The 22,748-nt window shown below is 70.2% G+C and carries 22 protein-coding genes and 1 pseudogene; 16 read left to right on the top strand and 7 right to left on the bottom strand.

Going from position 1 to position 22,748, the window contains the following annotated elements:
* The first annotated feature begins 2 nt into the window (after positions 1-2).
* Positions 3-1,088: a tellurite resistance/C4-dicarboxylate transporter family protein gene (locus tag FHP08_RS16970; RefSeq protein ID WP_147705685.1), complete on the top strand. Its 1,086-nt coding sequence runs from the start codon at positions 3-5 to the stop codon at positions 1,086-1,088.
* Here the strand turns inward: FHP08_RS16970 and hrpA are convergent.
* The gene (gene hrpA, locus FHP08_RS16965) at positions 1,048-5,220 is read right to left on the bottom strand and encodes an ATP-dependent RNA helicase HrpA (RefSeq protein ID WP_147705684.1); all 4,173 of its coding nucleotides are present in this window, start codon (positions 5,218-5,220) and stop codon (positions 1,048-1,050) included. The genes FHP08_RS16970 and hrpA overlap by 41 nt on opposite strands.
* Before the next feature lie 22 nt (positions 5,221-5,242).
* Here hrpA and argA point away from each other — a divergent pair, with 22 nt between their 5' ends.
* Positions 5,243-6,649 (top strand): amino-acid N-acetyltransferase, encoded by a 1,407-nt coding sequence (argA, locus tag FHP08_RS16960; protein WP_147705683.1) that lies wholly within the window; start codon positions 5,243-5,245, stop codon positions 6,647-6,649.
* Positions 6,650-6,657: 8 nt separating this feature from the next.
* Entirely contained in the window at positions 6,658-6,930 is a 273-nt protein-coding gene (locus FHP08_RS16955; RefSeq protein ID WP_147705682.1) for an oxidative damage protection protein, read from the top strand.
* Positions 6,931-7,614: 684 nt separating this feature from the next.
* Here the strand turns inward: FHP08_RS16955 and FHP08_RS16950 are convergent.
* Both FHP08_RS16950 and rpiA read right to left on the bottom strand, forming a co-directional pair.
* Positions 7,615-8,265: a class I SAM-dependent methyltransferase gene (locus FHP08_RS16950; RefSeq protein WP_222707924.1), complete on the bottom strand. Its 651-nt coding sequence runs from the start codon at positions 8,263-8,265 to the stop codon at positions 7,615-7,617.
* 28 nt (positions 8,266-8,293) lie between these two features.
* Positions 8,294-8,971 (bottom strand): ribose-5-phosphate isomerase RpiA, encoded by a 678-nt coding sequence (rpiA, locus tag FHP08_RS16945; RefSeq protein ID WP_147705681.1) that lies wholly within the window; start codon positions 8,969-8,971, stop codon positions 8,294-8,296.
* Positions 8,972-9,043: 72 nt separating this feature from the next.
* On the opposite strand from rpiA, the gene FHP08_RS16940 reads away from it, so the two are divergent.
* Genes FHP08_RS16940 through FHP08_RS16930 form a run of 3 tightly spaced genes read left to right on the top strand, consistent with a single transcriptional unit; the run spans position 9,044 to position 11,014 of the window.
* Positions 9,044-9,334 carry a YkvA family protein gene (locus FHP08_RS16940; protein ID WP_147705680.1) on the top strand — a complete coding sequence of 97 codons (291 nt, stop codon included), beginning with the start codon at positions 9,044-9,046 and terminating at the stop codon, positions 9,332-9,334.
* Between the two features lie 55 nt (positions 9,335-9,389).
* Complete coding sequence (locus FHP08_RS16935) at positions 9,390-9,575, top strand: hypothetical protein (protein WP_147705679.1); 186 nt, start codon at positions 9,390-9,392, stop codon at positions 9,573-9,575.
* Positions 9,572-11,014, top strand: coding sequence for an FAD-binding oxidoreductase (locus FHP08_RS16930; RefSeq protein ID WP_147705678.1), 1,443 nt, complete (start codon positions 9,572-9,574; stop codon positions 11,012-11,014). The genes FHP08_RS16935 and FHP08_RS16930 overlap by 4 nt, the downstream gene beginning before the upstream one ends.
* Positions 11,015-11,087: 73 nt before the next feature.
* Here FHP08_RS16930 and FHP08_RS16925 read toward each other — a convergent pair whose 3' ends face one another.
* Positions 11,088-11,345 carry a DUF2249 domain-containing protein gene (locus FHP08_RS16925; protein WP_147705677.1) on the bottom strand — a complete coding sequence of 86 codons (258 nt, stop codon included), beginning with the start codon at positions 11,343-11,345 and terminating at the stop codon, positions 11,088-11,090.
* A 176-nt stretch (positions 11,346-11,521) separates the two neighbouring features.
* Positions 11,522-12,028 (bottom strand): RrF2 family transcriptional regulator, encoded by a 507-nt coding sequence (locus tag FHP08_RS16920; protein ID WP_147705676.1) that lies wholly within the window; start codon positions 12,026-12,028, stop codon positions 11,522-11,524.
* Positions 12,029-12,159: 131 nt separating this feature from the next.
* On the opposite strand from FHP08_RS16920, the gene FHP08_RS16915 reads away from it, so the two are divergent.
* The 8 genes and pseudogenes from FHP08_RS16915 (at position 12,160) to FHP08_RS16880 (ending at position 19,084) form a co-directional block, all read left to right on the top strand.
* Positions 12,160-12,579, top strand: coding sequence for a PAS domain S-box protein (locus tag FHP08_RS16915; RefSeq protein WP_147705675.1), 420 nt, complete (start codon positions 12,160-12,162; stop codon positions 12,577-12,579).
* Between the two features lie 248 nt (positions 12,580-12,827).
* Positions 12,828-13,148: pseudogene (gene fdxA, locus FHP08_RS16910) on the top strand (ferredoxin FdxA); the annotation flags it as partial.
* Positions 13,149-13,237: 89 nt separating this feature from the next.
* Complete coding sequence (locus FHP08_RS16905; RefSeq protein ID WP_147705673.1) at positions 13,238-14,896, top strand: cbb3-type cytochrome c oxidase subunit I; 1,659 nt, start codon at positions 13,238-13,240, stop codon at positions 14,894-14,896.
* On the top strand, positions 14,893-15,474 hold the full coding sequence (locus tag FHP08_RS16900; RefSeq protein ID WP_147705672.1) for a cbb3-type cytochrome c oxidase subunit II: 582 nt from the start codon (positions 14,893-14,895) through the stop codon (positions 15,472-15,474). The genes FHP08_RS16905 and FHP08_RS16900 overlap by 4 nt, the downstream gene beginning before the upstream one ends.
* Complete coding sequence (locus tag FHP08_RS16895) at positions 15,471-16,067, top strand: c-type cytochrome (protein WP_147705671.1); 597 nt, start codon at positions 15,471-15,473, stop codon at positions 16,065-16,067. Before FHP08_RS16900 ends, FHP08_RS16895 begins: the two co-directional genes overlap by 4 nt.
* Positions 16,064-16,750, top strand: a complete 687-nt coding sequence (locus tag FHP08_RS16890) for an SCO family protein (RefSeq protein ID WP_147705670.1) — start codon at positions 16,064-16,066, stop codon at positions 16,748-16,750. Before FHP08_RS16895 ends, FHP08_RS16890 begins: the two co-directional genes overlap by 4 nt.
* Positions 16,747-17,412, top strand: coding sequence for a hypothetical protein (locus FHP08_RS16885; protein WP_147705669.1), 666 nt, complete (start codon positions 16,747-16,749; stop codon positions 17,410-17,412). The genes FHP08_RS16890 and FHP08_RS16885 overlap by 4 nt, the downstream gene beginning before the upstream one ends.
* Positions 17,413-17,575: 163 nt before the next feature.
* Positions 17,576-19,084, top strand: coding sequence for a sensor histidine kinase (locus tag FHP08_RS16880; RefSeq protein WP_187272342.1), 1,509 nt, complete (start codon positions 17,576-17,578; stop codon positions 19,082-19,084).
* 13 nt (positions 19,085-19,097) lie between these two features.
* Here FHP08_RS16880 and FHP08_RS16875 read toward each other — a convergent pair whose 3' ends face one another.
* Together FHP08_RS16875 and FHP08_RS16870 are read right to left on the bottom strand one after the other, a co-directional pair.
* On the bottom strand, positions 19,098-19,502 hold the full coding sequence (locus tag FHP08_RS16875) for a c-type cytochrome (protein WP_147705752.1): 405 nt from the start codon (positions 19,500-19,502) through the stop codon (positions 19,098-19,100).
* 221 nt (positions 19,503-19,723) lie between these two features.
* Positions 19,724-20,551: an RNA polymerase sigma factor gene (locus FHP08_RS16870; RefSeq protein WP_225879182.1), complete on the bottom strand. Its 828-nt coding sequence runs from the start codon at positions 20,549-20,551 to the stop codon at positions 19,724-19,726.
* Positions 20,552-20,743: 192 nt separating this feature from the next.
* Here FHP08_RS16870 and FHP08_RS16865 point away from each other — a divergent pair, with 192 nt between their 5' ends.
* Together FHP08_RS16865 and FHP08_RS16860 are read left to right on the top strand one after the other, a co-directional pair.
* Positions 20,744-21,334, top strand: a complete 591-nt coding sequence (locus FHP08_RS16865; protein ID WP_147705667.1) for a ferritin-like domain-containing protein — start codon at positions 20,744-20,746, stop codon at positions 21,332-21,334.
* Between the two features lie 91 nt (positions 21,335-21,425).
* On the top strand, positions 21,426-22,673 hold the full coding sequence (locus FHP08_RS16860) for a c-type cytochrome (protein WP_225879181.1): 1,248 nt from the start codon (positions 21,426-21,428) through the stop codon (positions 22,671-22,673).
* Positions 22,674-22,748 lie beyond the last annotated feature (75 nt).

Genomic DNA, 22,748 nt, shown 5'->3' with positions numbered 1-22,748 from the left:
TCATGGCGACGCGCTCGCAAGGCCTGCTCGCCCGGATCGCCGAGGGCGCAGCGGATCTGTCCCCCGCCAGCTTTGGAATGGTCATGGCCACCGGCATCATCGCCCTGGCCGCGCACCGGCAAGGCTGGGCCGCGCTCGCGCGGCCGATGTTCGCCATCGACGTCACGGCCTGGCTGGTGCTCTGGACGCTGACCGCATTCCGGCTGCTGCGGCACAGCCGCCGCTTCCTTGCGGACCTGGTGGACCACCTGCGCGGGCCCGGCTTCTTCACGATGGTGGCGGGCACCGCGATCGTGGGCTCGGAGTTCACGCTGCTGGCCGACGACCTGCGCACCGGCGTGGCAATGTGGTTCGGCGCGCTCGCGCTCTGGCTGCTGCTCACCTACACCGTGTTCGCCGCCTTCACGATCAAGGAAGACAAGCCACCGCTCGACCGCGGCATCAGCGGCGGCTGGCTGCTGGCGGTGGTGGCCACCCAATCGCTCGCGGTGCTCGGCGCACTGATCGCCGCCCGCATCGGCCAGCCCTGGCGGCTGGAACTGAACTTCTTCGCGCTGTCGATGTGGCTGTGGGGCGGCATGCTCTACATCTGGATGATGTCGCTGATCTTCTACCGCTACACCTTCTTCCGCTTTTCGCCGGGCGACCTGGCGCCGCCCTACTGGATCAACATGGGCGCGATGGCGATCTCGACGCTCGCCGGCTCGCTGCTCATCCACAACGCGCCCGACGCCCCCTTCCTGCAATCGCTGCTGCCCTTCCTGAAGGGGTTCACCGTGTTCTACTGGGCCACCGGCACCTGGTGGATCCCGATGCTGCTGGTGCTCGCCTGCTGGCGCTACGTCTACAAGCGCCATCCGCTGCGCTACGACCCGCTCTACTGGGGCGCGATCTTCCCGCTGGGCATGTATGCCGCAAGCACCCGCGAGATGGCCGAGGCCATGGGCTTCGAGTTCCTGCACTGGGTGCCGGAGGTCTTCCTGCCGGTGGCGCTGGCGACGTGGGCCACGGCCGCCATCGGGCTGGCGCGGCAGATCGCCAGGAAGCTCAAGCCCGCAGCGCCTCCAGCGCCTTCTGGAGCCGCTTGACCGACACCGGCGTCGGCGTGCGCAACTCCTGCGCGAACAGCGACACTCTCAGTTCCTCGAGCAGCCAGCGGAACGCTTCGAGCCGCGGATCGGCCTGGCCGCGGCGCTGAATCGCGATCCGCCGCCAGGCCTGCAGCAGCGGCGCCAGCTCGGCCATCTTCTGGGCGTCGCGCGCGGGCTCGGTGCGCAGCTTGTCCAGCCGCGCCGACACCGCCTTCAGGTAGCGCGGCAGGTGGCGGAAGCGCTCGGGCGGCGTGGCCGACACGAAGCGCTTCGGCAACAGTTCCTCGAGCTGCTTGCCGACGTCCTCGGCGGCCTGCGCGTGGGCGCGCGCGGCCTGCAGCTTGCGCAGGATGCCCTGGTGCTCGGCGAGTATCCCCGCCAGCGTGCGTGCGACCTCCTGGCCGATCAGGTTGACGCGCGGTCGCGCCTCGGCCAGCCGGGCCACAAAGGACTCGGCGTCGTCGGGCGACGGCTCGCCCAGGCAGGCGCGCTCGATCAGCGCCGCCACCAGCTCGCGCTTCAGATCCTCGCCGCTGCCGAAACTCGCGAACTGCAGCGACATTTTCTGGAAGTCGGGGATGTTGCGCTCGAAGAACTTGATCGGCTCCTTCAGCGCCAGCGCGAACAGGCGGACCGTGCCGGCGCGCTGTGCAGCCTTGGCGGCCTCGGGCTCGTCGAAGAGTTGCAACTCGACTGCGTCGCCGACGTCGACGACGGCCGGAAACCCGATCAACGCCTGCGCGCGGGGGCCACGCCCCGGGATCTCGAGCAGTTCCGGCAGCCTGCCGAAGGACCAGTCGGTGAAGCGCTGGCCGGGCGACAGGCCGGCCGGCCCGGCCGCGGCGTCTGCCCCGCCCTGGCCGGCGGCCGCGGCGCCGGCCCCGGCGCCCGGCGCCCTCACCGTGCCCGTCGTGGCCGGGCCCGCGCCAGCGTGCGGCCCCGCGTCCGCGGCCCCGCCCGCAACCGCCCCGGCCTCGCCGATCCCCTCGTCCGGCGCGGCCGAAACCCTCAGCCGGTCACCCAGCTGGGCGAGCGCCGCCTGGAAAGCCGTCTGTGCGCGCGCACCGTGGTCGGCCTTCAACTGAGGCAGGTTGCGCGAAGCGGCGATGCGCGCGCCGTGCGCATCGATCAGCCGGAAGTTCATGAACAGGTGCGCCGGCAGCGTCTCCGGCCGGAAGTCCTCGCGCAGCAGACGGATGCCGTGCCGATCGTGCAGGTCGTCGATCAGCGCGTCGATCAGCGGCTTGCCGGGAATCCAGTCGCCGGCCGCGGATCCCGGATCCGCTGCCCGCGCCGCCACCCGCCCCACGAATGCCCCGGCGCTGTCGGGCAAGGGCACCAGGTGCCGCCTGTGCTTCTGCGGCAGCGACTTGTAGAGCGCCTGGACCTTGTCCTTCAGCATGCCGGGCACCAGCCACTCGCAGCGCAGCGGATCGACCTGGTTCAGCGCGGCGATCGGCACGGTCATGGTCACGCCGTCGTCGGCCGTGCCCGGCTCGAAGCGGTAGTCGAGCTCGAAAGCCACGCCTGCCATCGCGAGCCGGCGCGGGAAGGCGTCGCTGCCGATGTCGCCGGCGTCCTTCTTCAGCAGCGCGTCGCGCGACAGGAACAGCAGCTTCGGGTCGTCGTGCGACGCCGCCCGCCACCACTGCTCGAGCGCCTGAGCGGACCAGACCTCGGCCGGGATCTTCGCGTCGTAGAAGTCGAAGAGGTAGCGGTCGTCGACCAGCAGGTCGGGCCGGCGGATCTTGTGCTCGAGCTTCTCGATCTCGGCGATCAGCTTGCGGTTGTGCACGAAGAAGGGCAGCTTGCCGTCCCAGTCGCCTTCGACCAGCGCGGCGCGGATCATCGTCTCGCGCGCGAGCGCCGGGTCGCGCGGACCGTAGCTGACCCGCCGCTGCGCGTAGATCGTGAGCCCGTAGAGCATGCCGCGCTCGTGGGCGACCACCTGCCCCGAGTTCTTCGACCACACCGGATCCGACCAGCTGCGCTGGATCAGGTGATCGGCGGCCTTCTCGATCCACTCCGGCTCGATCTTCGCCACGGTCCGCGCATACAGCCTGCCGGTGTCGACCAGCTCGGCGGCCATGATCCAGCGCGGCGCCTTCTTCGTCAGGTACGACCCGGGATGGATCGCGAACTTCACCTGATGCGTGCCGGCGTACAGCGGCTCGTCGAGCGGCTTGAAGCCCAGATTGCCGAGCAGGCCGGTCAGCAGCGCGCGGTGGATCCCCTCGGGCGTGGCCGGCTTGTCGTTGGCCTTCCAGTGCATCTCGCCCAGCGTCTCGACCAGCTGCGAATGCACGTCGGCCCACTCGCGCAGCTTGCGGGGCGACAGGAACTCGCGCTCGAGCTGGTTCGCGAGCCGGCGGTTCGACTCCTTGCCGGCCTGCGCCCTCTGCCAGTGGTTCCAGAGCTCGAGCCAGCCGACGAAGTCGGAGCTCTCGTCCGCGAAGCGCTTGTGCGACTGATCGGCCGCCTGTTGCGATTCGGGCGGGCGCTCGCGCGGGTCCTGCGAGGACAGCGCCGCGGCGATCACCAGCACCTCGCGCAGCGCGCCCAGCTCGCGGGCGGCCAGCAGCATCCTGCCGATGCGCGGGTCGAGCGGCAGCCTGGAGAGCGTGCGGCCGACGTCGGTCAGCTCGCGGCGCTCGTCGACCGCGCCCAGCTCGTGCAGCAACGCGAAGCCGTCGGCGATCGCCTTGCGCGGCGGCGGATCGAGGAAAGGGAAAGCCTCGATGTCGGGCAGCCGCAGCGCCTTCATCCGCAGGATCACGCCGGCCAGCGAGGAGCGCAGCACCTCGGGATCGGTGAAGCGCGGCCGCTTGAGGAAGTCGGCCTCGTCGTAGAGCCGGACGCAGATGCCGTCGGACACCCGACCGCAGCGCCCCGAGCGCTGGTTGGCCGCCGCCTGCGAGATCGCCTCGATCTGCAACTGCTCGACCTTGTTCCGGTAGCGGTAGCGCTTGACCCGGGCCAGGCCCGAGTCGACCACGTAGCGGATGCCCGGCACCGTCAGCGAGGTCTCGGCCACGTTGGTGGCCAGCACGATGCGCCGGCCGCGCGAAGGCGAGAAGACCCGCTGCTGGTCGGCGGCCGACAGTCGCGAGTACAGGGGCAGGATCTCGACCGGCCCGCGCGCCCAGATGGATCCACCGAGCGAGCCACCGTGGGATCCGCCGCCCGACCCGCCGCGCGCGCTCGCGCGCGCGATGAGCCGGCGCAGGTGCTCGGCCACGTCGCGGATCTCGCGCTCGCCCGGCAGGAAGACCAGCACGTCGCCGGGCGCCTCGCGCCACAGGCTCTCGATCGCCTCGTCGATCCGCGAGGGGAGGTCGTCCTCGTCCTCGTCGTCGCGATGGCTGTCGTCGAAGCCCTGCCAGCGGATCTCCACCGGGTAGAGCCGCCCCGACACCTCGACGACCGGCGCGGGCTCGACGATCGCCTTGCCGTGCTCGTCGACGCGTCCGGTGTCGCGCCCGAAATGCCGGGCGAAGCGCTCGGCATCGATCGTGGCCGAGGTGATCACGATGCGCAGGTCGTCGCGCCGCGGCCCCTCGAGCAGCTGCTTCAGGTAGCCGAGCAGGAAGTCGATGTTCAGGCTGCGCTCGTGCGCCTCGTCGACGATGATCGTGTCGTAGTCGCGCAGCAACGGGTCGGACAGCGTCTCCGCCAGCAGGATGCCGTCGGTCATCAGCTTGAACGAGGCGCCGGCGGCGAGCTTCTCGTTGAAGCGGATCTTGTAGCCCACGTGCGTGCCCAGCGGCGACCCGAGCTCCTCGGCGATGCGCCTCGCCACCGCGGTGGCGGCGATGCGCCGCGGTTGGGTATGGCCGATCAGCCCCGCCTGCCCGCGACCCGCCATCGCGCAGATCTTGGGCAGCTGGGTGGTCTTGCCCGAGCCGGTCTCGCCGCTCACGATCACGACCGGGTGCGCGCGGATCGCGGCCGCGATCTCCTCGCGCCGGGCCGAGACCGGCAGGGATTCGGGAAAGCTCAGTGGCGGCAGCGGCCGCGGCTCGAAGCGCCGCGCCGGCCCGGGCCGGGGGCGGCGGTCGGATTTCCGCGCGGAAGCGCCCGGCCGCGGCGAATCCTGCTGCTGTGCGCGAGGGCGCTGGGGCGAAGACATGGCGCGAAATTATAATGAGCGGATGAACACGCCCCCCCGCGCCGCCGCCGACGTCGCCCCTGCCGACGTCCCATCCGCCAGCGGCGATCTCGCCCCGGTGGCTTCCAACCTGCCGGCCCTGCCCGAACCGGAGCAGTTCGTCGCCTGGCTGCGCACCGTGGCGCCCTACATCCACGCCTTTCGCGGCAAGACCTTCGTGGTCGGCGTGCCTGGCGAGCTGATCGAGGCCGGCCGGCTGAACGCGCTGGTGCAGGACCTCAGCCTGCTGCACGCCATGGGGATGAGGATCGTGGTCGTGCACGGCTCGCGCCCGCAAGTCAACGAACAGCTCCGGCTGCGCGGCGTGGAGCCGCAGTATTCCGATGGCCTGCGCATCACCGATCCTGCCGCGCTCGAATGCGCAAAGGAAGCCGCCGGCGAGTTGCGCCTGGACATCGAGGCGGCGTTCTCGCAGGGCCTGCCCAACACGCCAATGGCCCACTCCTCGGTACGGGTGGTTTCGGGCAACCTCGTGGTCGCCCGCCCGGTGGGCATCGTCGACGGCGTCGACTTCCAGCACACCGGGCTGGTGCGCAAGATCGACATCCAGACCATCCGCTTCGCGATGCAGAGCGGCGCGATCGTGCTGCTGTCCCCGCTGGGCTACTCGCCCACCGGCGAGGCCTTCAACCTGACCATGGAAGACGTGGCGGTGAGCACCGCGGTCGCGCTCGACGCCGACAAGCTGATCTTCCTGGCCGAACCCGAGGCACTGACCGCGGTCGAAGACGAGCTCCTGCGCGAGATCTCCGAGGCCGACGCGCAGCGCCTGCTCCGGTCGGAACTGCTGACCCCCGACGCCGCCTTCCTGCTGCGCCACGCGCTGCGCGCCTGCGACGGCGGCGTGGCGCGCGCGCACATCATCCCGCTGCAGCTCGACGGCAGCGTGCTGCTCGAGCTGTTCCAGCACGACGGCGTCGGCACGATGCTGGTCGAGGAAACCCTCGAGGAGCTGCGCGAGGCCACGCCCGACGACGTGGGCGGCATTCTGGCGCTGATCCGACCGCTCGAGGAAGACGGCACGCTGGTCAAGCGCGACCGCTCGCTGATCGAGCGCGAGGTCGAGAACTTCACGGTGATCGAGCACGACGGCGTGATCTTCGGCTGCGCCGCGCTCTACGCCTTCCCCGACGAGCGGATCGGCGAGATGGCCTGCCTGGCGGTGAACCCGAAGGCGCAGAGCCGCGGCGACGGCGAGCGCCTGCTCAAGCGCATCGAACAGCGCGCCCGCGCCGCGGGGCTCAAGCGCCTGTTCGTGCTCACCACCCGCACGATGCACTGGTTCCTGAAGCGCGGCTTCGTGCTCGCTTCCGTCGAACAGTTGCCGCTGGAGCGGCAGAGCATGTACAACTGGCAGCGCCGCTCGCGCGTGCTGATCAAGCAACTCTGAGGAATCGAATGTCCCGCACCGTTTTCTGCGTGAAGCTTCAACGCGAGGCCGAAGGCCTCGACTTCCCGCCCTACCCCGGCGAGCTCGGGAAGAAGATCTACGAGAGCGTGTCCAAGGAGGCCTGGCAAGGCTGGGTCCGGCACCAGACCATGCTGGTCAACGAGAACCGGCTGAACCTGGCCGACGCTCGGGCGCGAAAGTACCTGGCGACGCAGATGGAGAAGTACTTCTTCGGCGATGGCGGCGACGCGGTCGCCGGCTACGTGCCGCCGTCGGCCTGAGGGCGCGTCTCGTCGCGCGCGAACAACGCGAGCGCCCTGGACCAACGGGTCTGCTCCTGCGCCCGGTCCAGGGGCTGGGGCGAGGGCTGGCGCCGGACATACGGCTGCGCCCCTCGCCTGCGGCGAGGGGTTCCCGCGTCTGCCTCGTCACCGGCGGGTCGGGCGCAACTCGCGGGCCCGGTGGGCCCGCTCAGACAGCGCCCTCCCTGATCGCCGGTTCCTTCGTCAGCACGCGGCTTGCCGAAATGTCCGGCGCCAGCCCTCGCCCCAGCCCCCGGACCTGGATCTTCCGGACTGCCACGCGTTGCGCGGGGCGCTCGCCTCGCTCGCGCGCGACGCCGTACGGGCCGCTCGGATCCTTTGGCCAACCATTGGCTGATGCGCGTTCGCGGGCGGGGCGCGGCCGCATGCGCAAACGGGTCCCGGCGGGCGGGGGGAGGCGGGCTTTCTGCAAGCGCGTGTGCGCTGGCGCGGGAGCGCAGCGAAGACCCGGCGAGCGAAGCGAGAGCGGAACGCTGTCTGAGCCCGCCGCAGGCGGGCGAGTTGCGTTCCGCGGTCGGGGCTGAGCGTCCGCGCGACCAAGCGTTTCCGCGAAGCGGACAGCGCACCCGCGCTTGCGCGCGCCATTCCGGCCTCGCGCCCGCCCCGACGAAGAGAAGCGGCCGCGCCCCGAACGAGAAGCCGTCAGCCGCCCTTCTTGCGCCAGCGCCACACGTGCATCGGCGGAATGTTCAGGAACTCCATGCGCTCGTACTCCGCCGCGCCGAACACCTGACGCGCATGGCGCGCGACCACGTCGCGAAACTGGTAGGCGACGAAACAGCCGCCCGGGGCGAGCGCCGCCCCCACGCCCTCGACGATGCGCAGGCCGAGGTCGGCCGGCATCGTGGAAAACGGAATGCCGGAGATCACCGCCTGCGGCGACTTCTGGCGATACGCGGCCAGGGTCTCGACGATGTCCTCGGCGCTGCCCTGGTGGACCACCAGGCGGGGGTCATGAATGGCGCTGCGGACATGGTCGGCAAAGAGCCCGTCGAGCTCGATCGCCATCAGCGCGGAACCGGCCGGCATGGCCTTCAGGAAGGCCCGGGTGGTGCCGCCGGTGCCCGGCCCCAGTTCGACCACCGAATCGGCCGTGGCGAGGCCCGCAACCTCGACCAGCCTGCGCTCCATGAATCGCGAGCTGGGGATCACCGAGCCGACGCCCTTGGGCTCGCGCAGGAAGCCTTGCAGGAAGGTCAGTTTCTCGTCGCGCTGCGGTCGTACCGCATGGTCGCTCTGGATGATGGTTTCGTTGTCTCCGGCCAGATCCGTTCGCGGCGATCGAGATGACACGCGGCTCTCCTGTCTGTCTTTCTTGGCTTCAGCCGCGCGACGGCCTGCGCTCGATGCCGTCCGGCTTTGCTATCAATACCACGTCGGCAGGGCGGCTCGCAAACAGGCCGACGGTCACGACGCCCGGCCACTGGTTGATGCGGGTTTCCATGGCGACCGGATCGTCGATGCCCAGCCCGGCCACGTCGAGGATCAGGTTGCCGTTGTCGGTCACGAAGCCGGCCCGCTCGACGGGCCTGCCGCCCAGTTCGCGCAGCCGGCTCGCGACCAGCTCGCGGGCCATCGGGATGACCTCGACCGGCAGCGGAAAGGCGCCCAGCCGCTCGACGAGCTTGGAGGCATCGACGATGCAGACGAAACACCCGCTGGCCGCCGCGACGATCTTTTCGCGGGTCAGCGCCCCGCCCCCGCCCTTGATCATCCGCAGGCCGGTGTCGATCTCGTCGGCGCCATCCACGTAGACCGGGATGGGCCTGCCGGCAGCCACGACATCGTTCAGCTCCAGGACTTCGATGCCGCGCTCGCGCAGGCGCGCGCTGCTCTTCTCCGAACTGGACACGGCGCCCGCGATCCGCTCGCGCCGCTCGCCGAGGTAGTCGATGAAGAAGTTGACGGTGGACCCGCTGCCGACCCCGACGATGGCGCCGTCGACGAGTTCGTCGAGCGCGGCGCGGGCCGCGGCCCGCTTGAGTTCGTCCTGATTCATCCTCGAAGTCTAGCCGATTGCGCTGCGGCGCTCCGTCTCCGGCTTCCGAAGCGGAATGCGACAATTCGCGGCATGTGGAAGCGACTGTCGGCCCTCTGGCTCCTGGTGCGCGGCGACGCGAAGACCCTCTGGCGCGCGCTACGCCATCCCGGCGCGCCGTTCTGGCTCAAGGCCGGCACGGCACTGCTGCTGCTCTACCTGGTCTCGCCGATCGACCTGTTGCCGGAGCTCACCCTTCCGTTCCTGGGTCTCGTCGACGACCTGGTGCTGGTCCCGGCCGCGATCCGGTGGATGCTCAATCGGCTCCCTGCCCGACTGCGCGAGGATCTCGCCGCCACCGGAAGGAAGCATCCCGCGCGCTGACCGGGCGTCATCCGGCTCGCCTGCGCGTCCGCCCACCAACGACGGAGCACCCGACTTGGACTTCCCGATTTCCCCCGAGCTGATCGCGCCGGGCGTTCGCTCCCGCCAGTTCATCGCCGGGCAGGCGATCCCGTTCGAGAACGACGCGCGCCAGGATTCCCACGGCCCGAGCGCGGTGCACCGATGGCGCATGGCGCGCAAGACCGTGCGGGGCACAGAGCGGGAGCGAGGCGCGCAATGAGCGACGCCGCGGCATTGATCGTCGCCCTGCGCGACTGCGTCGGCGCCCCCCACGTGCTGGCCGGCGCCGACGACACGGCGCCCTACACGCGCGACTGGCGCGGCCGCTACGGCGGCGAGGCGCTGGCGGTCGTGCTGCCGGGCAGCACCGAGGAGGTCTCGGCAGTCGTGCGCGCCTGCGCCGCGGCCGGCGTTCGGGTCGTGCCCCAGGGCGGCAACACGGGCCTGGTCGGCGGCGCCGTGCCGATGGGTGACCGGATCGCCGACGACAACGCGCCGGTCGTGGTCGCGCTGCGCCGGATGAACCGGATTCGCGACGTCGACCCGCTCGGCAACACGCTGGTCGCCGACGCCGGCTGCGTGCTCGAGACGATCCAGCAGGCGGCCGACGCGTGCGACCGGCTCTACGGCGTGAGCCTGGGCGCGCAGGGTTCGTGCCAGATCGGCGGCAACGTGTCGACGAACGCCGGCGGCACCGGCGTCCTGAAGTACGGCAGCACCCGCGAGCAGGTACTCGGGCTCGAGGTGGTGCTGCCCGACGGCCGCGTCTGGGACGGCCTGCGCCGGCTGCGCAAGGACAACACCGGCTACGCGCTCAAGCAGCTGTTCATCGGCGCGGAAGGCTCGCTGGGCATCGTGACCGGCGTGGCGCTGCGCCTGCATCCGAAGCCCGCCGCGATCGCTGCCGCCTGGCTGACCGTCGACACCGTCCACGATGCGCTGGCGGCCCTGGAGCTGCTGCAGGCCATGGCCGGCGAACGGATCGCGGGCTGCGAGCTGCTGAACCGGGCCGAGCTGGAGACGGTCGCCGCGCAGTTTCCGGACGTCCGGCTGCCGACCGATCCCGAGGCGCCCTACGCAGTGCTGGTCGAACTGGCCGACACCTGGGCGCGCGCCGACCTCTCGGGCCTGCTGGAAGACGCGCTGGGCCGCCTGGCCGAAGCGGGGCGACTGCGCGACGCTGCGATCGCGGCCAGCGAGGCGCAGCGGCAGGCCTTCTGGTTCATCCGCCATTCGATCGCCGAGGCCAATCGCAAGTCCGGCATGGGGCTGGCCTGCGACGTGGCGGTGCCGGTGCGCGCGCTGCCCGCGTTCATCGACCGCGCCGGCGGAGCGGTGCGGGCGCGCTGGCCGAACGCCACGATCGTGCTGGTCGCGCACATGGGCGACGGCAACGTGCACTTCATCCCGCGCTTTTCTTTCGAGGACTGGCAGGCGCTCGAGGATCCCGCCGCCTTCGCGGACATCGTGCGCGCGGTCGTGCACGACGAGGCTGCTGCCCTGGGCGGGACCTTCAGCGCCGAGCACGGGATCGGCCGCGTCCTGCCGGGCGAGCTGGCGCGCCTGCGCTCGCCGCTGGAGCTCGAACTCATGCGCCGGGTTCGCGATGCACTGGACCCGGCGCGGACCATGAACCCGGTGATCCTGGGTGCCAGCTGAGCCCGCCGGCCTTGCAGCGGGCTCCAGTGGCCCCGTGAGGGGCCGAAGCGGGAGGCGCGCTGCGCGCGTCGGCTCAGCGCACGACGAAGTCGATCACGATCGCGCCGGCCTCGCGCTGCAGGTAGGCGATGTCGACATTCTCGCCATAGCGGGCGCGAAGCTGCTCGAGCAGCGGCAGCGGGTCGTGGTCGTTGACGAAGCGCATGGTCTCGCCCGGGCGGAGCGAATCGAGCGCGCCGAAGATCGCCGCGTGACGAAAACGCTTGGCCACGCCCCGCGCATCGAAGGGGTAGACGGCGGTCGGGGAAAGATGCTGGTGGGCTTGCGACATGATCGGGCTCTCTCGGGATTCGATGGACGAGGATCGGTGGGTCGTCAGTTCGATGCCGCGGCGACAAGCCACCGCAATGCGATGGCGAGCCATAACATGCATCGTCTGTACATCTATATTAGCCCTCGCGGCGCCCGCCACGCAAGCAGGTGCTCGAAGGCGTGCGGCGCGCCCGATCAGCCCGAGCGCTTGGGTGGCGCGCGCTTTCGGCTCACCGGCGGAGCGATCTTCGCCAGGATCGGCCCGCTCGCTGCACGGCGCGGCGTGCCGCGAGGCTCCGGCGGCAGCGGCGCGATGTCGGCCAGCGTCGCGCCGTCGAGCTCCCTGAAATAGGCGGCCAGCGCGCCTTCGAACAGGTGCCTGAGCCGGCAGGTCGGCGTCAGCGTGCAGGTGTTGGTGCGCCCGTCGAAGCACTCGACCAGCCGGAAGTCCGTTTCGGAGCGCCTCACGATGCCGCCGACGCGAATCTCGTCGGGTGCCCTGGACAGGCGCAGCCCGCCACCCCGGCCGCGAATCGTCTCGAGGATCCCCTGGTTGGCGAGGTCGCTGACGATCTTCATCAGGTGGTTCTTCGACACGCCGTGCTGCTCCGCGAGCTCGCCGACAGTGACGAGGCGGTCGGCATTGACCGCGCAGTACATCAGCACGCGCAATGTGAAGTCGGTGTATTCGGCGAGTCGCACGGCCTTCCTCGATGCAGCATGCCGCCGATCGCCTCATGGGGCGCGGCGACACGACATGACATAACATGTCTGACTTTCGCATCTTATCGGATGCGCTCCACCTGACAACCGTTTTCGCGCCGAGGGCCGTCATGTCATCCCAACGATCGCTGGACGAGGTCATCCTCGGCCAGCTCGCAGAGGCCGTCGTCTACGCCGACCGGGGTGGCGTCATCCGGCGATGGAACGCCGCCGCGACAGCGATGTTCGGCTTCACCGCCGCCGAAGCGATCGGGCAGCGGCTGGATCTGATCATTCCGGAGCACCTGCGCGAGGCCCACTGGCGCGGTTTCGACCTCGCCCTGGCGCGGGGCCGGACCCGGCTCGGCGGGCGCCCCACCCTCACCCGGGCCCTGCACCGGTCCGGGCGCAGGCTCTACGTGGAGATGAGCTTCGCGCTGGTCGTGGACGATGGCGGCGTGGCCCAGGGGTCGGTGGCGGTGGCCCGCGACGCGACCGGGCGCATCGAGCGCGAGAAGGCAGCGAGGGCAGGCGCCGCGGCGCCGCGTTGACCGGCTCGCCGCGCCACGCGGCGGGCCCCTTGCCGGCTCCGGCGGAATCCTCGTGCCATCGCTTAAAGATGCATGTTGCATATTGCTTTAAACACGCAAGGCGTTTAACATGCATCAATCTTGCTTCTTTGAAGAACGTGCTCGAGTCAGAGGCATGCCCGAGCGTCCCCTCCTGTCTCGACCCGCAATCCGATGCCGGCCCCTCACGAATCCACCATAGCCGCCAGCGCCGTGACCGAGGCAAGGCCATGACCCACGTCGTCACCGAAGCCTGCATCCGCTGCAAGTACACCGACTGCGTCGACGTGTGCCCGGTGGACGCCTTCCGCGAGGGACCGAACTTCCTCGTGATCGACCCGGACCTGTGCATCGACTGCGCGGTATGCGTGCCGGAGTGCCCGGTCGAGGCGATCTTCCTCGACGAGGACGTGCCCGCGGACCAGCAGGACTTCATCCCCCTCAACGCCGAACTGTCCACGATCTGGAAGCCGATCACCCGGACCCGCGCGCCGCTGCCCGACGCGGACGCGTGGGCGGGGGTCCCGCGCAAGCGCGACGAACTGCGGCGCGACGGGTCCGGCACGGCCGCGGCGACCGCGGCCGAAGCGCCTGCCCTCGTGCAGTCCGAAACCGAGGCCCGCCCTGCCGAGGAATCCGCGTGAACACGGTCGCCATCCTGCTGTCGGCCTTCGTGCTGTCCTTCGTCGCCCTGCTGGCCTTCGTCTGGTCGCAGCGCACCGGGCTCTTCGACCGCAGCAGCCGGGGCGCCGAGGTGATCTTCGCCCCAAGGGAGATCGGCCGCATCGAGGAGCCGGCCGCCACCGCAGCCGAGCAGGGCTCGCTGCAGCAGGCGATCGACGCCGCGAGCGGAGCGTCTTCGACCCACGCCGAGTCCGACGAACTCGTCGATCGCGCACGGGCCGACGCCTCCACCGGGCCGCTGGTGTTCTTCTTCTTCTGTTGCGCCATCGTCTGGCTGCTCGTGGCCTCCGCCGCAGGCCTGGTCTCGTCGATCAAGCTGCACGAACCCGACTGGCTGGTCGGGCAGGCGTGGCTGACCTTCGGCCGGATCCGCACGATCCACCTGAACGCGGTGGCGTACGGCTGGGCGCCGATGGCGGGGCTGGGCATCGCGATGTTCGTCATCCCGCGCCTGCTGAAGACGCCGCTGCTCGGCTCTCGCTTTGCCTTCGCCGGCGCCGTGCTGTGGAACGCCGCGCTGATCGCCGGACTGGGCAGCATCGCCGCGGGCATCAGCGACGGCCTCGAGTGGCTGGAGATCCCCTGGCAGATCGGCGCCCTCTTCGCGGTCGGCGGCGCGCTGATCGGCCTGCCGCTGGTGTTCACACTGGTCAACCGCAAGGTCGACCATCTCTACGTGTCGGTCTGGTACATGGCCTGCGCGCTCTTCTGGCTGCCGGTGCTGTTCGTCGTGGCCAAGACCCCGGGCCTGCATCACGGGGTTCAGCAGGCGGCGATGAACTGGTGGTTCGGCCACAACGTGCTGGGCCTGTTCTACACGCCGCTGGCCCTCGCCTCGGTCTACTACTTCCTGCCCAAGGTGATCGGGCGACCGATCCAGTCGTACAACCTGTCGCTGCTCGGCTTCTGGGGGCTCGCCTTCTTCTACGGGCAGGTCGGCGGGCACCACCTGATCGGCGGGCCGGTGCCGGAGTGGATGATCACCCTGTCCATCGTGCAGAGCATGATGATGATCATTCCGGTGGCCGCCTTCACGGTTAACCAGTACCAGACGCTGCAGGGGCGGCTGTCGGCGCTGCGCTTCTCGCCGACGCTTCGCTTCATCGGCGTCGGCGGCCTGATGTATACCGCAAGCTCGGTGCAGGGCTCGTTCGAGGCGCTGCGCAGCATCAACGCGGTCACCCACTTCACCCACTACACGGTCGCGCACGCCCACCTGGGGCTCTACGGGTTCGTGAGCTTCGTGTTCTTCGGCGCGATCTACTTCACGATGCCGCGGATCACCGCGCGCGAGTGGCCCTTTCCCTGGCTGATCACCGCGCACTTCTGGCTCGTCTCCGCCGGCTTCGCCGTCTACTTCGCGAGCCTGACGACTGCCGGCTGGCTGCAGGGGCAGGCAATGCTCGACGCCGCCCGGCCGTTCATGGATTCGGTCACGGTGACCCTTCCCTGGCTCAAGGGGCGCAGCGTCGGCGGCGCGATGATGGTGGCCGGACACCTGGCCTTCGCGGCCCACTTCGTGCTGATGGTGCTGAACGCGGGGCCGCAACGCGAGAAGCCGGCCCTCTTCCGCCGGCCTTTCGGGCGGATCGTCGAGAACGAGGCCGCGGGATGAACAACGAGATCAAGCTCGTCTCCGGAGCGATGGTGATGCTGGCGCTGGCGACCAGCGCGCTGGTCGTGCTGCCCTACCTCCAGGTGCGCGACACACCGCCGCTGCCCGGCCTGAAGCCCTACAGCAGCGCCGAGTTGCGCGGACGCGAGGTCTACATTGCCAATGGCTGCGTCTACTGCCATTCGCAGCAGCCGCGCGCAAGGAACTTCGCGCCGGACCACGCACGCGGATGGGGGCGGGCCACGGTGGCCGGCGACTACGCCTACGACCAGCCGCATCTGCTGGGAACGATGCGCACCGGACCCGATCTGATGAACATCGGCGTACGCCAGCCCAGCGAGGCCTGGCATCTCGGCCACCTGTTCCAGCCGCGCGCCTACGTGCCCGACAGCATCATGCCCAGCTACCCCTTCCTGTTCGAGCTCAAGGCCCGCGCCGACCGGGACGATGTGGTGGTGAGCCTGCCGGCGGGCCTGGCCCCCGCAGGCAGCGTGGTCGTGGCGCGCCCGGAAGCCGTGGACCTGGTCCGGTACCTGCAGTCGCTGGACCGCAGCTATCCGGGAGTTGCAGCGCAATGACCCGGTCCGACGTTCGCCCGCAGCAGGCGCGCGAGAATCCCGAGCCGAGCGAGGCACCCAACCCGATGCCCTGGTTCGTGCTGCTGCTCACCGCGGCCCTGCTGGGGTTCGGCATCGTGTACATCGCCCGGGCCTCGCTCGACGAGGCGCCCGAGCTCGGCGACGGCCGCACGCTCGCCGAGCTGCGCGGCCCCGCCGTGGCGCCTGCGGGCGCCGCGATCGACGGCGCCGCGGTCTACGCGGCACGCTGCGCTGCCTGCCACCAGGCCGGCGGCACCGGCCTGCCCGGCGCCTTCCCTCCGCTGGCTGGCGCCGAATGGGTCACCGGCAAGGCCGAAACGCTCGTGTCGGTCGTGCTGCACGGTATCGCCGGCCCGCTCACCGTCAAGGGAACGACCTACAACGGCGCGATGCCGGCCTTCGGGGCCCAGTTGCAGGACGCCGAGATCGCCGCCGTGCTGACCCACATCCGTGGCCAGTGGGGGAACCGGGCCGCCCCGATCGACGCGCCAACCGTGGCCGCGGTCCGCGAGGAAACGGCCGGCCGCACCGAGCCGTTCAAGGGCGACGCCGAGCTCGCCGCCCCGGAGTGAACGGGCGCCGACTGAGCGCCGTGCTGTGCCTGGCGATCCTGTTCGGTGCGACCTGGATCGTCCACGAGCTCAGCTTCGGTTTCGAAGTCTGGACCTTCGAAGACCGACGGCAGCGACTCATCGCCATCGGCAGCTTGCGCGCGCCGCAGGTCCCGCTTCGCTTCGCGCTGGAACCGGCTCCGCCGCTCTGGCGCGACGACCCGCCAGGCCGGCACGGCGCCGCCCGGAACCGGGCGGCCTACCTGGTGGACTTCGTCTACACCCGATGCCCCGGCGTTTGCCGCGCGCTCGGCAACGAGTACCAGCAGATGCAGCGGGCGCTTGCCTCTGACCCGCCCGAGGGCGGCATCCGCCTGGTGTCGATCTCCTTCGACGTCGCGTACGACGAGCCTTCTCGCCTCGCCGCGCAGGCCGCCCTCCTGCATGCCGATCCCCGACGGTGGTCGTTCGCCGTGCCGGCCACCATGCGCGACGCCGAGGCATTGCTCGGCAGCCTGGGCGTGATCGCGATACCCGACGGGATGGGCGGCTTCGTGCACAACGGCGACATCCACCTGCTCGACGGCCGGGGGCGATTGCGGGCCGTCTTCGCCTTCGACCGCTGGTCCGACGCGCTCGAGGCCGCCCGCAGGCTCTCGGCGCCGGAGCACGCCCTGCACGCCGCTCGGCAGGGCAGGCCATGAACGGCCCGGCACTGCCTGCCCGCCGCGAGCGGATCGCCGGGGTCGCTGGTGCCGAGGCGATCGCCGAAACCGATCCGATCGCCAGGCCCCGCACGATCGCGGGCACCGCGGCGATCGCCTGCCTCCCGCTGCTCCTTCTCTGGCCGGCCCTGCGCCACGCCATCGAAAGCCGGATGCTCCTGCACATGCTGGTCGAGTTCCCGGCGCTGCTGGCCTCGGGCTGGGCTGTCCGGCGCATGTGCCCGGCTTCCGGGCCGATGCGGGCGTTGTCGTTGGCGTGGCGGCAACTCGACTGGCGCGGCTGGACCGGCGCGACGCTGCTGAGCGCGGTGACTGCCGTCTGGATGATCCCCACGCTGCTGGACCTGGCCCTGCTGACGCCGGCGGTCGCGGCGGCCAAGCACGGCGCCTGGTGGCTGGCGGGCTGGGCGATTGCCGACAGCTGGGGCCGCCTCGACCCCGAGCTGCGTCTCTGGATGCTGGGCAACCTGGCCTGGATGACGGGCACCGCGGGCCTGCTCTACCTCGATGCGCCGCAGCGCTTGTGCGTGAACTACCTGCAGGACGATCAGCGCCTCACCGGAATCGCGCTGATCGCGCTCGCCTTGCTGCTGGGCGCGCTCGGGCTGCGCGAGGCGATGCGGCCGCCCGCTTCGCCATAGACCGGGGCGCGCCGGATGGATGCCTGCCCGGCGGCACATCTGGCATACTGCCCCGCGCCGTCCGCGGCTCGCCCGGGGCCGGGCCCCGCCGGGGGCCAAGCCCGCGGGTACGAATTCTTGCACCGACGCCGTCCAGCCGATCGGACAACCGACCACTCCTGCCGTGACGCCGCCGCCATCGCCCCACGATCCCGCCGCGAACGCCGCCGAGAGCCCGGCCCGCCTTCTGACGCAGCTCGGCCTCGAGCCTCGCGGGGGCCACGCAACCGAGTCGCTGAGCCAGAAGGTGCTGGTCGATGCCGACGAAGCGGCGCGTCACAGCGAGGATCGCCGGCGTCACTTCAATGTCGACGTCTATCCGGTGGTGCGGGCAATCGGCTTCCAGCTGCTGATCCTCGTGCTGGTCGGGCACAACGCTGCCAACGACATCGACGACTGGCGACCGGTGATCGCCTACGCCGCCATCGCCGAGGCCTACTGCCTGCTCTCGTGGCTCGTGCTCGCGCGCTTCTACAGTCGCGTCCGGATCGTCGACCTGGGCCTGCTGTTCCTCGCGGTGGACATGGTGCTCTGGACTGGCGCGGTCTACGTGTCGGGCGGGCACAGCAGCTGGCTGTTCTTCCTGCTCGCCCTGCGCGTGGCCGACCAGAGTTTCGTGAGCTTCCGCCGCGCCGCGGCCTTCGCTCACTTCGCGCCGGTCTGCTACCTGGCGATGCTCGCCTACCAGCTGCATGTCGACGGTGTCCAGATCGCCTGGGGACAGGCGCTCGCGCAGTTGCTGTTCCTGTACCTGTCCTCGCTCTACCTGCTGATGAACGGCCGCAACGCCGAGCAGTTGCGCAAGCGCACGACGGCCGCCGTGCGCCTGGCGCGCGACTCGATTGCGCAACTGCAGCAGCGCTCGGTCGAGCTGGCCCGCGCCAAGGAGGCGGCCGACGCGGCGAACGTCGCCAAGTCGCAGTTCCTCGCGAACATGAGCCACGAACTGCGCACGCCGCTCAACGCGGTGATCGGCTACAGCGAGATACTCGAGGAGGAGTTGAAGGAGGACGGCGCGCCGCCCCAGGTCCTGGGCGACCTGGCCAAGATCAAGGGCGCCGGCAAGCACCTGCTGGGGCTGATCAACAACGTGCTCGATCTCTCGAAGATCGAGGCCGACCGCGTCGAGCTGAGCCAGGAGGACTGCGACATCAGCCAGCTCGTCGACCAGGCCGCCTCCACCGTGCGCCCGCTGCTCGCCGCGAATCGCAACACCCTGGTGCTCGACCTGCCCGAGCGGCCGGGCCAGCTTCGCGCCGATCCGATGCGCCTGGGGCAGGTGCTGATCAACCTGCTGTCGAACGCCGCGAAGTTCACCCGAGGCGGCAGGGTCACGCTGCGCGTGCGCAGGCGGACCGAACAGGGCGTGGAAGTGGTGGCATTCGAAGTCGAGGACACCGGCATCGGCATGACGCCCGAGCAGGTCGCGAAGGTGTTCGAACCCTTCACCCAGGCCGACGCCGCCACCACCCGCAAGTACGGCGGCACCGGGCTGGGGCTCGCGATCAGCCGGCGCCTTTGCCGGATGATGGGCGGCGACGTGGTCGTCGAGAGCGCGTACGGCGCCGGCAGCCGGTTCACCGCGACGGTGCGCACCGACCTCAGCGACAGCTCCGAGTCGATTCCGGGCTGAACGGGCCGCGCGATCAGCGTGCCACCGAGCAGGCCTTCCCTGCCCGAGTGGCGACGCGCAGCCAGGCGATCAGCTCGGCGCGCTCGCGCGCGTCCTTCACCCCGGCATAGCCCATGGTGGTGCCCGGCAGGAACTCGGTCGGTGCCTGCAGGAAGCGGTCCAGGCTGCGATCGTCCCAGACGATCTTCGCATCGCGCATGGCGGGCGAGTACGCGTCGTAGCCAGGCGCGGTTCCGGCACTGCGGCCGAACAACCCGCAGTGCTGGGGGCCCGTTCGATTGGCCTCGATGGCGTGACAGGCCACACAACGGGAATAGACCTGCTCGCCGCGCCGGAGCGCGGCAGGATCGGCAGCGGCTTCGGTGGCAGCAGGAGCCGGTCGAGCGGCCTGCGCGGCAAGCGCCGACGCAGGACCCATCAGTATCCCCAGAAGCAGGCCCAGCAGCACGCCCATCAACGCGCCGATCAGGCCGCCGAGCAGCGTGCCGACGGCGATCGTTGGCGCAGCGCGCCAGCGGTTCCTGCCCGCCGCGCCGACGTCGAGACCTTCGGGCCGCCTGCCCGCCGGCACGGCGCCGTCGCCGGATCGATCGTTCATGCAAAACTGGCGGCTCATGGGCATTCCCTCGGCTGAGCGACTCAAAGGCGAGATTCGGATTCGACGCAAGTCGCCGGACGTTCCTGCGCGTCGGTGCAAACGAGTCCCTGGCGCCGGAGTTCGTCCAGCACACCGGCGACGACCGCGTCGCAGCGGGAACCGGCGAATGCATAAGCCTCGCGGGCGCGCGGTTCGAGCCGATCGCCGAGCGCATCCCGCAGCTTGGTCCGCGCGCGCAGGTAACGGGTCTTGACGACCGCGTCGCTGACCTCGAGACAGTCGGCCGTCTCCTCCACGCTCATTTCCTCGACGGCGCGAAGGATGAACACGCTCCGGTAGATCGGCGGCAGGGCTTCGATCGCGTTCGTCAGGAGCACTCGCATCTCGCCGCGCTCAGCCTGAGAGTCGGGCGACTCGGCGGTCGAGACATTCCAGTTCATCATCGGCTCCACATCGGATTCGGTCCCTTCTTCGGACTCGTCGTCGAGCGACACGGTTCGGCCGCGCCGGCGCTGCGCGTCGATCGCAGCATGAAAGGCGATTCGCGCCAACCAGGTGCCCAGCGCGCAATCTCCACGGAACCCTGCCAGGGTCGAGAAGGCGCGCAGGTAGGTTTCCTGAACCACGTCCTGCGCCTCGGCGTCGTCGCCGAGCACGCCCCGGACGCAGCGGAAGAGCAGCCGGTTGTAGCGCCTCATGATCGCCTCGAAGGCGCCCGCTTCACCTCTCAATGCGCGAGCGACGAGCTGGGCGTCGGCCGGGGCAGGCGCGGCCTTCGCGGCCCCTGCGCCCGCACTGCCGTCGCCCTGACTGCCGGCCATGCCATGGACGCTCTCTATCGGCGCGCCGGACTCGGAGACGATGAACATGCTGTGCCCTCGGTTCGCTGTGTTCCTGGCGATTAGACGCTCGGACCCCGGAAAAGGTGACAAAGACCGCCTTCCGGGAATGCCCCGCGCCTGGAAACCGGGCGGCTTGTCACCTTTGCCCGGCCGGGGCGTCTATTCATCGCGGGCCGGCACCGCTCGCGCTGCAGACACCTCTTACCCAAGGACGAAATCATGACGAGCCGAGAACTGTTCATTCCTCCCCAGGCGTTGACGCTGTCGCGCCGCCGCGCAATGACGGGGGGCGCCGGTCTCCTGTCGGCCGGCGCCATCGCGCTGCTCGGGGGTCGCGATGCGCTCGCGGCCTCGGCCAGGGTCGCCCCGGCCGACATCGAGGCCGATGTGCGCATCCTCAACACCGCGCTGGGAGCCGAACTCGAAGCCGTGGCGGCGTACCAGGTCGGCGCCGAGAGCGGCCTGCTGAGCAAGGACGTGCTGAAGGTGGCCGTCCAGTTCCAGGGCCATCACAAGGAGCATGCCGATGCGCTCGCGGCCACGGTCCGCAAGCTCGGTGGCAAGGCGGCCGCCGCCAAAGACAAGTACAGCTTTCCAGTCGAGAAACTGAAGAATCAGGCCGACGTGCTGAGATTCGCTGCCGGGCTCGAGAAGGGCGCAGTCTCCGCCTACCTCGGCGCGGTCCCCCTGTTCGCCGATCGGACCCTCGCCCAGGTCGCCGCCAGCATCCTCGGCGACGAGGCCATGCATCTGGCCGTCCTTCGCCACGTCGTCGGCGAGGTTGCAGTGCCCACGGCGTTCATGTCGTGAGGAGCCGGGGCAGGCGCTCGCCTGCTCCCGGAACATGCGCCAGATCTTGTCAAGGAGACTGTCAGTGAGGAACTCAGGCGGTGGAGAACGCATGCCCGCACGGCGCAGGCGGATCGCGGATCGGGCGGCGGACGTCGTCAGGCCATTGGCGGCTGCGGGGGTGGGGGCCGCAGTCGCCGCATTCGTGGCTGCCTGCGGCGGCTCGTCGGAGGCGCCCGTGGACGCTGCGGAACAGGCGGCCCTGATCGCCGAAGGCAAGGACACCTTCCGGTTCGACACCTTCGGCGACGAGCGCTTCTGGACGGACACGCTGAAGATGCACGAGGTGATCGCCTCGGCCGTCGATCCGCTCACCGCCTTGTCGGTGGGCCTGAAGGTCGATTCCGAAGCCCTCCCCGCTTCGCTGGTCGAGGCCATCCAGGCCGGAGCCGTCGACCTCACGAAGCCCGCAACGACCCTGGCGCTGCTACGCCTCGATGCGGTCGTGGGCGTGAAGGGAACGGTCGAGACGGTGAACGGCGTGGACACCCTCACCAGGGTCGGCATCACCTGCGCCTTGTGCCACTCGACCGTCGATGACTCCTTCGCTCGCGGAATCGGCAAGCGCCTGGACGGCTGGCCGAATCGCGATCTCGATCCCGGTGCGATCATCGCCTTGTCTCCCGCCCTCGATGCCGACGGCAAGGCGAGCTACGCATCGTGGGGCCCCGGCAAGTTCGACCCCCGTCACAACATCGACGGCAAGAACAAGCCCGTCGTCATCCCGCCCGCCTACGGCCTGGACGGCATTCACAGTGTCACGTTCACCGGGGACGGCACCGAACTTGCGTACTGGAATCGCTATGTCGCGGTGGCCGAGATGGGCGGCCAAGGCACCGTCACCGAGCCCCGGCTCAACCTGGTCGTTCAGAACGGCATCGAAGATCTCGTGACGGCGAAGCTCCCGGGCCTGCAGGCCTATCAGCTGTCCCTGAAGGCCCCGGCGCCTCCGGCGGGCAGCTACGACGTCGGCGCCGCCCTGCGCGGCAAGGCGGTCTTCGAGGGCGCGGGCACCTGCTCGACCTGCCACAGCGGGCCGCAGTTCACCGACGCCAACATACGGTTGCATCCGGCGAGCGATTCCATGGCCGAGCCCGAATCACCCAGCTACGCCTCACGATCGGCCACCAAGCAATATCGAACGTCGCCCCTCAAGGGGATCTGGCAGCACCCGCCCTACTTCCACGATGGCTCTGCAGCCACCCTGGCCGACGTTGTCCGGACCTACGACACCCGTCGGTCACTGGGCCTGACCGCACAACAGGCCGCCGATCTGGTCGAATACCTGAAATCGCTGTAGCGCGAAGCCCGCGTTGCCGGGCGCGGCGTGCATGAAGGAAAGGCCCTGGTCTCCTCTGGAGAGCAGGGCCTTTTC

This window comes from Zeimonas arvi, from assembly GCF_008039575.1.
In the GTDB taxonomy this organism is placed as follows: domain Bacteria; phylum Pseudomonadota; class Gammaproteobacteria; order Burkholderiales; family Burkholderiaceae_E; genus Zeimonas; species Zeimonas arvi.
Note: the sequence above shows the minus strand (reverse complement) of the source record. Positions and strands in the feature narration are given on the sequence as shown.